This is a genomic window from Ohtaekwangia sp. (assembly GCF_036786105.1).
Lineage (GTDB): Bacteria > Bacteroidota > Bacteroidia > Cytophagales > Cyclobacteriaceae > Ohtaekwangia.
Genome location: NZ_DAIQRQ010000011.1, coordinates 96,334 through 110,753, shown reverse-complemented (window position 1 = coordinate 110,753; position 14,420 = coordinate 96,334). Strand labels below are relative to the sequence as shown.

7 protein-coding genes are annotated in these 14,420 nt (G+C 46.5%); 6 read left to right on the top strand and 1 reads right to left on the bottom strand.

The window, feature by feature from the left end; translation table 11 throughout:
- Positions 1-90: 90 nt before the first annotated feature.
- The gene (locus V7Q33_RS07860; RefSeq protein WP_333819482.1) at positions 91-3,324 is read right to left on the bottom strand and encodes a SusC/RagA family TonB-linked outer membrane protein; all 3,234 of its coding nucleotides are present in this window, start codon (positions 3,322-3,324) and stop codon (positions 91-93) included.
- A gap of 481 nt (positions 3,325-3,805) precedes the next feature.
- Between V7Q33_RS07860 and cysS the strand changes: the two genes are divergently transcribed.
- The 6 genes from cysS to V7Q33_RS07830 all read left to right on the top strand — a co-directional run bounded on the left by cysS (position 3,806) and on the right by V7Q33_RS07830 (position 14,414).
- The gene (gene cysS, locus V7Q33_RS07855; protein WP_333819481.1) at positions 3,806-5,311 is read left to right on the top strand and encodes a cysteine--tRNA ligase; all 1,506 of its coding nucleotides are present in this window, start codon (positions 3,806-3,808) and stop codon (positions 5,309-5,311) included.
- Between the two features lie 97 nt (positions 5,312-5,408).
- Positions 5,409-5,645, top strand: coding sequence for a membrane protein insertion efficiency factor YidD (yidD, locus tag V7Q33_RS07850; protein ID WP_331976247.1), 237 nt, complete (start codon positions 5,409-5,411; stop codon positions 5,643-5,645).
- Between the two features lie 325 nt (positions 5,646-5,970).
- Positions 5,971-7,716: a GMC family oxidoreductase gene (locus V7Q33_RS07845; protein ID WP_333819480.1), complete on the top strand. Its 1,746-nt coding sequence runs from the start codon at positions 5,971-5,973 to the stop codon at positions 7,714-7,716.
- A 72-nt stretch (positions 7,717-7,788) separates the two neighbouring features.
- Complete coding sequence (locus V7Q33_RS07840; protein WP_333819478.1) at positions 7,789-8,448, top strand: gluconate 2-dehydrogenase subunit 3 family protein; 660 nt, start codon at positions 7,789-7,791, stop codon at positions 8,446-8,448.
- Positions 8,449-8,754: 306 nt separating this feature from the next.
- A complete protein-coding gene (locus V7Q33_RS07835; protein ID WP_333819476.1) occupies positions 8,755-10,209 on the top strand; it encodes a Gfo/Idh/MocA family protein in 1,455 nt (484 codons plus the stop codon).
- A 365-nt stretch (positions 10,210-10,574) separates the two neighbouring features.
- Positions 10,575-14,414, top strand: coding sequence for an ELWxxDGT repeat protein (locus V7Q33_RS07830; protein WP_333819475.1), 3,840 nt, complete (start codon positions 10,575-10,577; stop codon positions 14,412-14,414).
- Positions 14,415-14,420: the final 6 nt, after the last annotated feature.

Here is a 14,420-nt window from a genome sequence, read left to right as displayed (position 1 = left end):
GAATATATCAGCAGAAACAGCAGCGGTATGGCTCCACTTAATATTTTGAATTTATTACTTGTTCGCATAAATGTTATCTTTTAAAATCGGTTAGAGACCAAGGTTTACACCAATAGAGTACTGACGGGTAGCAGGATAGTTACCCACATCTATACCCAGGGTTGTATCCACGCTGGATGCAACTTCAGGGTCCTGACCTTTATACTTCGTGATTGTAAACAGGTTAACACCTTGCACAAATATTCTGGCTTTCTGCATACCTACACGCTGCAGCAATGAAGCAGGCAGGTTGTAGCTGATCTGCAGGTTCTTCATTCTCATATAAGAACCTTTCTCTACGTAGTAAGAGTTAGCCTGTGTATTGGTACTGAAGTTCGATACGTTCTCATAGATAGGAGTCGAAGCATTCTTGTTTTCGGGAGTCCATGAGTTGAGTGTACGTGCACCGATTGCTGCACCGGAGAATGAAGGATAGAAGTCTGTAAACCATCTTGTAAAGTTCACGATGTCGTTTCCTGATTTTCCATAGAAGAACGCTTCCAGGGAGAACGCCTTGTAATTTACAGTCAGGTTCAAACCATAGGTGAATTTCGGAATCGGGCTACCGATAAAGGTACGGTCATTCGCATCTATCTTGCCATCACCGTTTATATCGGCATACTTGAAGCGGCCAGGTGCTGCGCCATCCTGTGTAGGTGAGCTCGCTACATCATTCGCGTCGCTGAAGTATCCAACCACCTTGTATCCGTAGAACTCAGACAGTGAGTGACCAACCTGGTTGCGCACAAAAGTAAGGTTACGGTATGTACCTGTACTGAAATATTCCAGTCCGTCTTTAACCTTGGTAATGTTGTTGTGGATGAAACTGATGTTACCATCAACAATAATGTTCAGGTCGTTGGTAATCTTTTGTCTCTTGATAATCTGGATGTCAACACCCTTGTTCACCATACTGCCCACGTTAACATATGGAATATTGGGAGGGTTACCAGCGGTTGCGGGCAGCGGAGGATTGAACAGAAGATCTTCTGTTTTCTTATGCCATACATCTACAATAACATCCATCGTACCGTTGAGGAACAAACCATCAAAACCTACGTTGGTGGTGATATTTCTTTCCCACTTACCAGAAGGGTTACCATATTGCTGAGGAATGATACCACCGGATACTGATCCGTTGGATCCGCTGATGTCATAGCCTGTGCTTGGTGTACTGGTATACAATGTATACTGGTTAGCAGCCGGAATATTCTGGTTACCCATTACACCCCAGCCTCCGCGAATTTTCAAATCATCAAGCCATGAAATGCCTTGCATGAAGCTCTCAGAGGATATACGCCAGCCGGCTGTTATAGCAGGGAAGTAACCGATTCTGTTCTCCGGACCGAATGCGGAAGAACCGTCACGTCTTGCTGTTACGCTCAACAGATATTTGTCTTTCAACGCATAGTCCAAACGTCCGAAGTAAGAAGCCAGACGCGTTGGCGTTGATATAGGGCTACTGCTTACTGAACGGCCTGCCGCTTGGCTGTTACCTATACTGATATAGTTAGGGTCATTGCTGAATGGATTTAAACCTGAACCGCTCAGCACGCGACCGATACCCCCAAGCTTGATAGCTTCTGTACCTAACAAAGCTTTGAAAGAATGATCAGTTCCGATCTTCGCTTCATAGCGCAAGGTGTTTGTGAAGGTATAGTCTGCTCTGTAGAATGCAGCTTCATTGATAGAATATGCACCGTTATTTTCAGAGTTCTCATACGTACGGAAACCATATTGCATGGCATATCCTGACAGGTATGTACCTCCGAAGCTCGAGCGGAAGGTCAGGTTCTTAAGCACATCTACTTCTGCATAAACGTTTCCGAAGATAGACATCCTGTTTTGCTGGTTGTAGTCCTTGCTCAGGCGGGTAAGGCTGGCAACCGGGTTAGCCGGGTTGTTCAAACCAGGAGCGGCAGTACCGGCCCATCCTCCATACTCATCGTGCACAGGAATGATCGGGTTCATACGATACGCCATGTTCAACTGGTTCTCACTTTGAGGGTCACCAATGGTTGGGTTATCACGGTATGTAACCTGGAGGTTCTCTCCTATGCGTACACGATCTATAACACTGAACTCAGAGTTCAAACGAGCTGTGTATCTTTTCAAATATTGATTGATGGCAATACCTTGCTGGTTAAAGTAACCCAGGCCCAGGAAGAAATGGCTCCTGTCGTTACCACCGGAAAGACCTAATGAGTGACGGGTAATCGGGGCCACGCGTGTCATCGCATCATACCAGTCTGTACCAGACTTGTTAGCTTTTACAACCTGTACGATAGGACCTTTATCAAAATCTACATTATAGTTATCGCGGGCAATCTGGATGCGGGGGTCGCCTTCAAATATACCACCGTTGGCAGCCCAGTTACCGTCTTTATCTTTAGCACCTACGTTGATATAATCCGGCAGCACAGGTGTAGCACCGGTTCCGTATTGTGGGTGCTTCACTTCGCTTCCGGCATTTTTCAACGCTTCCCAGGTCTTGTCAGCAGTTTGCTGAGGATTCAGGATGTCGATTCCTTTTCCGGGGTTGGTCATACCCACGCTCATGTCGTAGGTAACAGCAATTTTGCCATCACGCTTTCCATGCTTCGTAGTGTACACGATAACACCAGAGGACGCACGCGAACCGTAGATGGAAGCCGCACCGGCATCTTTCAATACAGTAGTAGTTTCGATGTCGTTCGGATTGATGTCAGACACATCATAGGTAGGCACACCGTCTACTATATAAAGAGGTGTGTTGCTGGTAAAGGAACCGAAACCACGGATACGCACCTGGTTAGGCGCTCCGGGCTGTCCGGAGGTAATAACCTGCACACCAGGAACGCGTCCTTGCATGGCCTGTTCTACGTTGGAGATCGGAATAGCCGTTGTATTGCGGGCCGAGAGAGTAGAAACCGCAGCAACGATGTCTTGCTTGCGTTCACTCACATAACCTGTTACAACCACTTCCTGCAGTGACTGCACATCGGCACCAAGGCTCAGGTCGATTGTTGTTTGGTTATTAACGGGGACTTCTTGTGTTACATAGCCAATGAATGAGAACACAAGCACAGCGTTAGGACCTGAAACGTTCAGGGAGTACTTACCTTCCGTGTCGGTGGTAGTACCATTCGAGGTTCCTTTTTCCAGAATACTGACGCCAGGAACCGGCTCACCAGTTTCATCTTTGACAGTTCCCGATACTCGCGTGCTCTGGGCGAGTGCAGGTACAGATCCGAGTATCAGCAAGATAATTGCCATGAAACTCAATCCTCTGTAGAGTTTTTTCATAGATTGATTTGGGTTAATTATTTGGTTAGACTTCAATGCACAAAACAATATTCCGTGTTATGCATTATTCGAAAGTAAAATTTTTGATCATTCAGTATTTAAAAAGATGTAAAAATACTTTCGTAAACGTTTTCACAATCGTTTACGATTTCGATAGTGAAAGCGTTTGTGTGCGCGTTTTCTTATAGTTTCTAATCATGTTGTTAATTTATTTGGTTGGGAAATCAGGAGATTCTGGGGGATGAAAGTCTTTGTTTACCGAAATCGTTTGCTAACCTCGCAATTTTCAATCAGTTAAACAAGCATTTTTAACAAACGTTTTCGGAAACACGTTGCATGTGTCCGGAAACATCATCTGAACCAATAACTTACACCGCAAAAAAAATTCCCCCATTCTACCGCCCCAAAAAGTGCCGATGTGTTGGGGGAAGCCATGGTTAAACTATTTAATAAATAGTATTTTCGGCCGACTTTATATACTATGTCCCTTTACGAAAAATATCCCGTACATCTCTCCAACTCACTCGGAGGCAATAAAGAGTTGTTCCAGCCTATTAATGCCGGCCATGTCGGCATGTATGTGTGTGGGCCAACCGTCTATAATGATGTACACCTCGGCAACGTAAGAACTTTTTTAACTTTTGACATTGTATCGCGCTACCTCCGCTACCTGGGCTATAAAGTGCGCTATGTGCGTAATATTACCGATGTAGGCCACCTGGAGAACGATGCCGATGAAGGAGAAGACAAAATATCCAAGAAGGCACGCCTGGAGCAACTGGAGCCCATGGAAGTGGTAAAACACTATACAGAAGGTTTCCACGAGGTAATGCGGCAGTTCAACATACTCCCCCCCAGCATTGAACCTTCCGCTACCGGCCACCTGGTAGAGCAAATCGAAATCACGAAAAAGCTTATTGAACAAGGATTCGCTTATGAAGTAAATGGCTCGGTGTATTTTGACGTAACCCGCTATAACGCGAAGCACAACTACGGCATTCTTTCGGGACGCGTAGTGGAAGAGCTTATGGAAAGCGGCCGCAAGCTCGACAGCCAGGATGAAAAGCGAAACAAGATCGACTTTGCACTCTGGAAGAGAGCCTCGCCTTATCATATTATGCGCTGGCCTTCACCCTGGGGCATTGGCTTTCCAGGATGGCACATTGAGTGCACAGTGATGAGTACAAAATACCTGGGCGAGACGTTTGATATACACGGAGGCGGCATGGACCTGAAGTTTCCGCACCATGAATGCGAGATTGCACAGGCTGTAGGCGCCAATGGCAAGCAACCCGTTAACTACTGGCTGCACTCCAACATGCTTACTGTAAATGGTCAGAAGATGAGCAAGTCACTTGGTAATTCATTTTTACCGCGACAGCTTTTCTCCGGCGATCATCCACTGCTCGAAAAAGGATATGGCCCTATGACGGTACGATTCTTTATGCTGCAATCACATTACTCCAGCACACTTGATTTCTCCAACGAAGCGCTGAATGCTGCCGAGAAAGGATTTAAAAAGTTATCCAATGCCCTGGGTATTGTAAAGAAGCTTGAACATCCGGGTGGAGGCACCGACCATAAGGAATTGAGCGATGACCTTCGGAGTATGAGCGATGCATGTTTCACCAACATGAGCGATGACTTTAACACAGCCAAAACGCTCGCTGCATTATTTGAAATGTCGGCGCGCATCAACGATTTTAAATCAGGCAATGTACCTATAAAGAATATATCGGCAGAAACGTTTACAACTTTCAAAAACACCTATATCGGAATAATGGAAGATGTACTCGGCTTGCGTGAAGAAGAAGAGCACAACCACGAACTATTGAGTGGTGTGGTAAATGTTCTGATAGATCTGCGCAAGAAAGCACGATTGGATAAAAACTACGCGCTCTCAGATAAGATCCGTGACGACCTGAAACAACTGGGAGTACAATTAAAAGATGGGAAAGACGGAGAGATCACTTTTTCGATCGAGTAAAAATCAAATGCATTAAAATCTGGATATATATACCATTTATACAAACACGTACGGATGGTATATTTTTCCCGGTATCGATCCCGAGACTTAAGTATTCATGTTACGTAAGCTGTTCATACTACCCATTCGCTTCTATCAATACAGCATCTCACCCTTGTTAGGCTCTAACTGCAGGCATACTCCCTCCTGCTCGCAATATACGATCGAAGCCATTCAGGAATGGGGCGTTGTGAAAGGTATGTGGCTTGGATTAAAACGGATCAGTCGGTGTCATCCGTGGGGCACGCATGGATATGATCCGGTGCCGCGAAAAAATACAGATAAAAGACTCTGATCAATATCGTTCCCGGCATACTTTCATTGCATCCGCTAACTCTTTTCAGCCTGGCGGTTGATAACGCTGCCTCGCTGCAAATATATTAAACGCTAAATTATACCTTATTGTTAGTATAGCCGCAAGCCGTGCTGTTGCTAGCATGGGCCTGTACATCTTTACATCCGGAGCAGGGATATTTTTTGATTGTGTACGTGTATCGTGCTAAAGAAAACTACCTCTCATCCTGTCCACATTTAATTGGTGTAATTCTGTCCATCATCACATCGTTATACTTTTTTAAAGCATTTATAAAAACTACATTTAACAAACCTCATATATTCTTATGCCCGATTTTCAAATTAAGGAAACATCCAAGTCGTACGATGTCTGCATCATCGGTACGGGCGCGGGTGGCGGTATGGCGGCCTATACCCTGGCCAATGCCGGCATCAAAGTAGTGTTAATTGAAGCCGGTCCGCTATATGATCCGGCAAAGAACGTTATGCAGTTGAAGTGGCCGTGGGAATCTCCCCGCAGAGGTGCCAGCACCTATTATCGCGGCTTTGGCGATTTTGATGCTGCCTATGGAAGCTGGGAACTGGAAGGCGAACCCTATACACACAAAAATGGTACGCAGTTCGACTGGTTCCGCTCACGCATGGTAGGCGGGCGCACCAATCACTGGGGACGTATATCGTTGCGCTTCGGTCCAAAAGATTTTAAACACAAAAGTATAGATGGGCTTGGCGATGACTGGCCGATCGGCTATGAAGATGTAGCACCTTATTACGATAAGGTGGATCAGCTCATCGGTGTATTCGGATCAAAAGAAAATATACCCAATGAACCGGATGGTATCTTTCTTCCTCCACCCAAACCACGCCTGCATGAAATGTTCATCAAAGATGCCGCTACATCAATAGGCATTCCGGTAATACCTTCACGATTGTCCATCCTTACGCGACCGCTTCCCAACAATAAGAATCGCGGTGCATGTTTTTTCTGTTCACAATGTAACAGAGGCTGTACGGTATATGGCGACTTCTCTTCATCATCTGTACTGGTAAAACCTGCAATTGCTACCGGCAACGTAGATATTATACCCAATGCCATGGCGCGTGAAGTACTCACCAATGAAGAAGGACAGGCAACGGGTGTATCATTCATTAACAAAGACGACAAACAGGAATATACCGTTAAAGCGAAGATCGTTGTACTGGCGGCGAGTGCCTGCGAATCGGCACGTTTGTTACTCAATTCAAAATCAACACGACATCCGAACGGACTTGCTAACGCCAGCAATGTGGTGGGTAAATATCTGCACGACTCTACGGGATCGGCCATGGGCGGTTTCCTTCCGAAGATGGTAGGACGCAAGCGCTATAACGAGGACGGCGTAGGCGGCATGCATGTATATACTCCCTGGTGGTTAGATAATAAGAAACTTGATTTTGCCAGAGGGTATCACATCGAATACTGGGGAGGTCTGGATATGCCAAGCTATGGATTTGGTTTTGGTATAGAAAGCATCAACGGTAAATATCCGGGCAGCGATGGAAAACAAAAGCCTGCGGGTGGTTATGGTGCTGCACTCAAGGATGATTATCGCCACTTCTACGGTGCAACGTTTGGAATGGCCGGTCGTGGAGAAGCTATTGCACGTGAAGATAATTACTGTGAAATTGATCCTACCGTAGTTGATAAATTTGGTATACCTGTATTGCGTTTCCATTACAAGTGGAGCGATCAGGAAATAAAGCAGGCCAGGCACATGCAGGAGACTTTCGCAGAGATCATACACAAGATGGGTGCGGAAGTTACGTGGGGCAAAGCGGGAGCTGAAAGTAATTATGGACTGGAAGCACCGGGGCGCATCATTCACGAAGTAGGTACTACACGCATGGGGAATGATCCGAAAAAATCGGCTGTGAACAAGTTCAACCAGTCACACGACTGCAAGAATCTTTTTGTAGTAGACGGTGGTCCGTTCGTATCACAGGCGGATAAAAATCCTACATGGACGATCCTCGCACTTTCCATGCGGGCCTCCGAGTATATTATTGATGAAATGAAAAAGCAAAATCTCTAACCAGCAAAAGCTTGTGAACATATATAGTATATATACTTATCGTTCCAGAACCTTTGCATAAATGATGTCACCATGGATAGAAGAAAATACCTAAAAACACTTGCTGCAAGCACCGCCGGAGTGGGACTGCTTTTCCACGCATGTGCTCCCGGAAAAAAGAAAGAATCTGCCGTGCTGGCACCAAAACCTTTTACGATAGATCGTACAACGGCCGAGCTGGAGCGCGAGCAGAAATTACAAGCCGAGACATTTTTCGATGAGCACGAAATGAAAACGATCTCGATACTGGCCGATATCATTATTCCGAAAGATGAAGTATCGGGCAGTGCTTCCGAAGCCGGTGTTCCTGATTTCATTGAATTTATAGTAAAGGATATGCCCGATTACCAGATACCGCTACGTGGCGGTATCAAATGGCTGGATGTGCAATGTCTGAAACGCTTCAACACAGACTTTGCATCATGCTCACACGAACAGCAGATCGAAATGGTAGACGAAATCGCTTATCCTGAAAAAGCGAAGCCGGAATATAAACAAGGTGTTGCCTTCTTCAACACCATGCGCGACCTCACCGCCACCGGATTCTATACTACCAGGATGGGTATAGCAGACCTCGGCTATATAGGTAACAAACCCAACCAGTGGGACGGTGTTCCTAAAGAAGTGCTCGACCAATACGGACTGAAGTATGACGATCGCACGTTAGAGATCAGCGTAAAGTTCGACAGCTAAAAAATAGCTACTGGCTGCGAGCTGTTAGCGGTGTGTGAGTGGGATTAGAAGTGTGTTATACCTCAACAGTTGTTAATCGTTACGGTTACAAGTTATTCGTACTGGACTGAAAATATACCATTCACACACTGGCTCCTGCAATCACCTCGACAACACATCTGGTAGCTCACAGCTAGAGACTCAATGCTACTCCACACACTCCTCCAGCAGCCTGAAGCCAGAAGCCTGCAGCCTTATAAACTCGAAGCTCGCAGCTCTAAGCTCGTAACTCAGCAAAGCGTATCATTAACCCAAATCTACAACGAGATGCCACCGAAGAAAACAACTCCACCAACCTCCAATCTCTCCCGAAGAACATTTATCAAAAATGCAGGTATGACTGCCGCGGCCTTTACCATTCTGCCCCGCTTTGTGTTGGGTGGAAAAGGATATAGACCGCCCAGCGATACACTATACGTTGCCGGTATAGGTGCAGGCGGAAAAGGCGAAAGCGACATTGCCAATTTTGCCAGGAGCGGCAAAGCCGAGATCGCTTACTTGTGTGATGTAGACGACCGCAGGGCAGCCAAGTCTGTTGCATCTTTTCCAAAAGCGAAGTACTATAAAGATTTTCGCATCATGCTCGACAAAGAACATAAGCATATCGATGCTGTCTCCGTTTCTACACCCGATCACAACCATGCCATACAGGCACTGGCAGCCATGGAGTTGAAGAAACATGTATATGTTCAAAAGCCATTGACGCACGATATATATGAAGCCCGCATGCTTACTGAAGCTGCCAGAAAGTATAAAGTTGTAACCCAGATGGGCAACCAGGGCTCATCCGGTAATGATGTTCGCCAGTTGATGGAGTGGTATAATGCCGGTTTGCTCGGCGATGTGCATACGGTATATTGCTGGACTAACCGCCCGGTATGGCCACAAGGTATAGAGTGGCCGGCTCAAAAAAGTTCGGTGCCCAAAGAGCTTGACTGGAACCTGTGGCTCGGTACAGCGCCCGCTAAAGACTATGTTGAAAAATTAGTGCCGTTCAACTGGCGTGGCTGGTGGGACTATGGTACAGGTGCACTTGGCGACATGGGTTGTCACATTATTGAACCTCCCTTCCGGGTGCTGGGATTGCAATATCCTACGGATGTAACAGCTAGTGTGGGTAGCATATATGTGGATGAATTTAAGCGTGGCTATTTTCCCGAGAGCTGCCCGCCTTCATCGTATATAGTACTTACATTCCCGGGACGCAATGGTAAACCTCCTGTGAAATTACATTGGATGGATGGCGGCATTCAGCCGGAAAGACCGGAAGAGCTTGGCCCCAATGAACGCATGGGCGATGGTGGCAACGGTGCACTCTTCATCGGCACAAAGGGTAAAATGATGTGTGGTACATACGGTATGTATCCATCGCTTATACCTACATCGCGCAACCAGGAAGTAAATATACCGCAGACTATAAAGCGTGTTCCCGGTGGTGCAGAAGGACACTATGCGCAGTGGGTGGAAGCATGTCTTGCAGGCTATGGCAAGATGGAAGTCAGCTCGCCATTTGAAATAGCCGGGCCGCTCACCGAGACTGTACTCATGGGTAACCTGGCAATACGCAGTCACGATATTCGCTATCCGAAGAAAGACAACCCAAATCAATTCGACTATCCCGGACGCAACATCAAACTGCTGTGGGATGGAGCGAATATGAAGATTACAAACTTCGATGATGCGAACCAGTTTGTGAAGAGAGAATACAGAACAGGATGGTAATAGCATAAGCCTTAAGCAGAAAGTGAAAAGCAGAAAGTTGAGCGATCAGCTTTCTGCTTTTTCTTAGCGACTGTGGAAAATAAAAACTCCCACAGAAATCACAAAAAGAACACAGATAAATACAGTGAAGTACAGCACACTCTAACCTGGCTCCAACCCCTCTGGCGGCTAGTAGCCAAAAGCCTATAACCATTGTGAATATCGAACAAGGAACAATCGATCAAGGAATGACGAAGTCCAAACATCTACACTTCTCGAGAAGCCAGCAGCTTGCAGCTATACCTCACTGCTCAAAGCCCGCAGCTATTTAGCATCCAGTAGCTATTTCAAAATATACTGTCTATCTTCGTAAAAAAACTAGCACCATGAAGACTCCCCTCTCTCTGTTGCTGATGCTTGCCAGCTTTTTGTCTCATGCGCAGTTGACAATTCTCAAAGATATCAATCAGGCTACTGATCCGAATGCATCCGGTATAGATGCTTACTTTTTAACAGATGTCAACGGCACTTTATTTTTTAATGGGCGATCATCAGCAGGTCAGGAACTCTGGAAAAGTGATGGTACAGCAGCCGGTACGTTGTTAGTGAAAGATATAAACCCCGGCAGCACCTCATCCAGTCCCTCCAGCCTTGTAAATGTAAATGGCACATTGTTCTTTTTGGCCAACGATGGCACTACCGGCACCGAGCTGTGGAAGAGCGATGGAACAGAAGCCGGCACTGTGTTGGTAAAAGATATACAACCTGGCAACAGCTCGCTTGGCATCACCAACCTGGTCGCTGTCGGAAATACACTCTTCTTCACGATAGTGGATGGCACCGGCTATCTCGATCTGTGGTCGAGCGATGGTACGTCTGGTGGAACATTCTTATTGAAGAACAACGCCATCAGCATAAACAGCAACGCCAACTTTGCCAATGTAAACGGCACCCTGTTCTTTACCGGCGAAAGTGCTGCCAACGGCACCGAACTATGGAAAAGCAACGGTACGGCTGGCGGCACCGTGATGGTAACAGATATCGTAGCAGGAACAGGTTCGTCATCTCCCAATAAATTCTGTGCAGTTGGTTCTACATTATATTTTACAGCAACTGACGGCACCAACGGTGTAGAACTCTGGAAAAGTGATGGCACCGGTGGCGGCACAATCATGGTAAAAGACATTACCGCTGGCAGCGGCGATAGTTACCCAGACTATCTGATCGATGTAGCCGGCACATTATTCTTCTCTATTAACGATGGTACAACAAACACAGGTTTATGGAAAAGTGATGGTACCGATGCCGGAACTGTTTTCATCAAAGATCCCCAGGATGAGTTTTTTACCATGAGTAATCTCGCTGTGGTTGGAAATATACTATACTTTACCATCAACTTTACCGATGTATGGAAGAGCGATGGCACTGCCGCCGGTACTTCTACATTCAAGAACATAGGCGGATACGCAGCCGATTTTACAAACATGAACGGCACGCTATACTTCGTAGCACAAAAAGATTTGACACCGGGCAGCAGTCTGCAAATATGGAGAAGCGATGGCAGCGCAGCCGGCACAACACTTGTAACCGATATACCCGCTGGAACAGCAGCAGGAACACGACCTCCTAATAGTCTGGCTGCGATCAACACAAAACTGTTCTTTGTAGCAGACGACAATACCCATGGGAACGAATTGTGGGTAACGGATGGAACATCGGCAGGTACATCGCGCATTACCGATCTGCCCACTACGAATGCTGGTGCAGCACCTGATTACCTCACGGGTTTTAATAACGCCCTCTATTTTGCAGCTACCACACCCGATAATGGCCGTGAGCTTTGGAAAAGTGACGGCACTTCTAACGGCACCGCTTTGCTGAAAGATATATATACCGGAGCTGCAAACTCATCCAATCCCTCGGCGCTCAAAGAGATCAACAACAAAATATACTTTGTAGCCAACAGCGGAACCGGAAATAAATTATGGAAGACCGATGGCTCTGTAGCCGGCACCCTGGAAGTAGGCGGCAGTCCTTCGGATGGTTCTGAAATTACCGGTGTATTGAACACTATATATTTCCCCGGTAATGACAACATTACGGGCATAGAATTATGGAAAACCGATGGCACTGCAGCCGGCACCAGCATGGTTACCAACATTGGAGGCTCCGTAAGTTCCAAACCCAACTCGTTGACAAACTTCAACGACAAACTATATTTTCTGGCAACGGAAGGAAGTACACCCGGCTTGTGGACAAGTGATGGCACCGTAGGGGGAACCGTAAATATCAAAACCTTCAACTCTGTGCGCGGGCTGCGGAACGAGAACGGCATACTATATTTCATTGGCGATGACGGCACCAATGGCCTTGAACTGTGGAAGAGCGATGGTACTACATCAGGCACTGTGCTGGTAAAAGACATTCGCCCGGGAGCGGCCGGAAGTTTTACAACTACCGATGCTGTTGAAATGGAAACGGTGAATGGCTTCACCTACTTTGTAGCCAACAATGGCTCGAATGGGAAAGAACTCTGGAAGACTGACGGCACGGCTGCCAATACAACCATAGTACTGGATATCAATTCAGGGTCAGCCTCTTCATCCATCAGCAATCTGGCGAGTGCCAATGGTATACTATATTTCTCAGCCACCGATGGTTCATTGGGTGTAGAGCTGTGGAAGAGTGATGGTACAGCCGCAGGAACGGTAATGATAAACGACATTTATACGGGTACAGGCCACTCCTACCCTGACAACATGATTGCGTTGAATGACTTCCTGTACTTTACTGCTTTTGACGGAACAAATCGTACACTGTGGAAGACTAATGGCAGAACATGCGGCACCATCAAAGTAACGAACAACACCACCGTAAGTACTGGTGGTGCTACAGCATCTATTGCTGTGGTGGGTTCCAAAATATATATCACCGGATATGAATCGGGTGCGGGCAATGAAATATTTGTACATGACACCAATACTGATACTCCGCTCCCGGCCGGCTGTCGGTTAACACAAACTATCACTTTCACCGCATTAAGCCCGAAGGTATATGGCGATGTTCCTTTTACATTGACAGCCTCCAGCGATGCAGGGCTTACAATACAATATAGCAGCTCCGATCCAACTATTGCCTCCATCAGCGGAGATCAGGTTACCATTCTAAAAGCAGGCACTGTCGATATCACAGCAAGCCAACCCGGTAATGCAGCGTATGATCCGGCTATACCGGTTACTGTATCCCTCGTTATCAACAAAGCCAACCAGACGATTACATTCCCTGCTCTACCCGCCAAAACATTTGGCGATGCTCCGTTCACATTAAGTGCCTCCAGTACCTCTGGATTAACCATACAATACACAAGCTCCGATCCGGCTATTGCATCGATTAACATGGATGAAGTAACCATTCATAAGGCAGGGACGGTAACAATCACCGCTAGCCAACCGGGCGATGGCAATTACAATGCGGCAACAGCTGTTCCGTCACCATTGGTTATTAACAAAGCAAGCCAAACTATAACATTTCCGGATATAGCCGATAAAACGTTAGGCGATGCTCCATTCACATTAACAGGTTCCAGTTCTTCCGGATTAGCATTAACTTATAACACTACAACACCGGCTAAAATATCTGTTTCAGGAAGCATCGTAACATTGCTCCAGGCAGGAACCGCCACGGTGGTTGCCAACCAGGCCGGTAATGAAAATTACAATGCTTCAACTTTAGCAGAACAAAGTTTTTGTGTAAATCCCCCCAAGCCATCGTTATCCCTCGTGCAAACCAATACCGCTACAGCAATCCTCACGTCCAGCAGTGCTACAGGTAATGAATGGTTTAAGGATGGTGTAAAGATTCCCAACCAAACGGGCAGTACCCTTACCGTTGTGGAGAGCGGAGCATTTGCCGTACAAGTAACGGTTGACGGATGTACGAGCGCACTATCCAATACGGTAGCCGTTGTAATTACGGGGTTGGAAAATATACTGGGAGAAAAACTGACGCTATATCCCAACCCGGCAGCCGGTAAAATTACAGTAACACTTCCGGTATCGGGCAAGAAAGAGATTTCAATACTTTCTGTTCATGGCAGCGAAAGCGTGGTTTATACAACCAGCCAGTCGTCACTGGATATAGATTTGCAAAACTATGCACCCGGTATATACACTGTGCGCATATCAGTGGCGGGTCAAGCCGCCTATTCCAAATTTGTAAAACAGTAACTCCTG

Excerpts from the sequence above, each read along its gene's own strand:
- V7Q33_RS07860 (WP_333819482.1), bottom strand. The coding sequence starts at position 3,324 with ATGAAAAAACTCTACAGAGGATTGAGTTTCATGGCAATTATCTTGCTG.
- cysS (WP_333819481.1), top strand. The coding sequence starts at position 3,806 with ATGTCCCTTTACGAAAAATATCCCGTACATCTCTCCAACTCACTCGGA.
- yidD (WP_331976247.1), top strand. The coding sequence starts at position 5,409 with ATGTTACGTAAGCTGTTCATACTACCCATTCGCTTCTATCAATACAGC.
- V7Q33_RS07845 (WP_333819480.1), top strand. The coding sequence starts at position 5,971 with ATGCCCGATTTTCAAATTAAGGAAACATCCAAGTCGTACGATGTCTGC.
- V7Q33_RS07840 (WP_333819478.1), top strand. The coding sequence starts at position 7,789 with ATGGATAGAAGAAAATACCTAAAAACACTTGCTGCAAGCACCGCCGGA.
- V7Q33_RS07835 (WP_333819476.1), top strand. The coding sequence starts at position 8,755 with ATGCCACCGAAGAAAACAACTCCACCAACCTCCAATCTCTCCCGAAGA.
- V7Q33_RS07830 (WP_333819475.1), top strand. The coding sequence starts at position 10,575 with ATGAAGACTCCCCTCTCTCTGTTGCTGATGCTTGCCAGCTTTTTGTCT.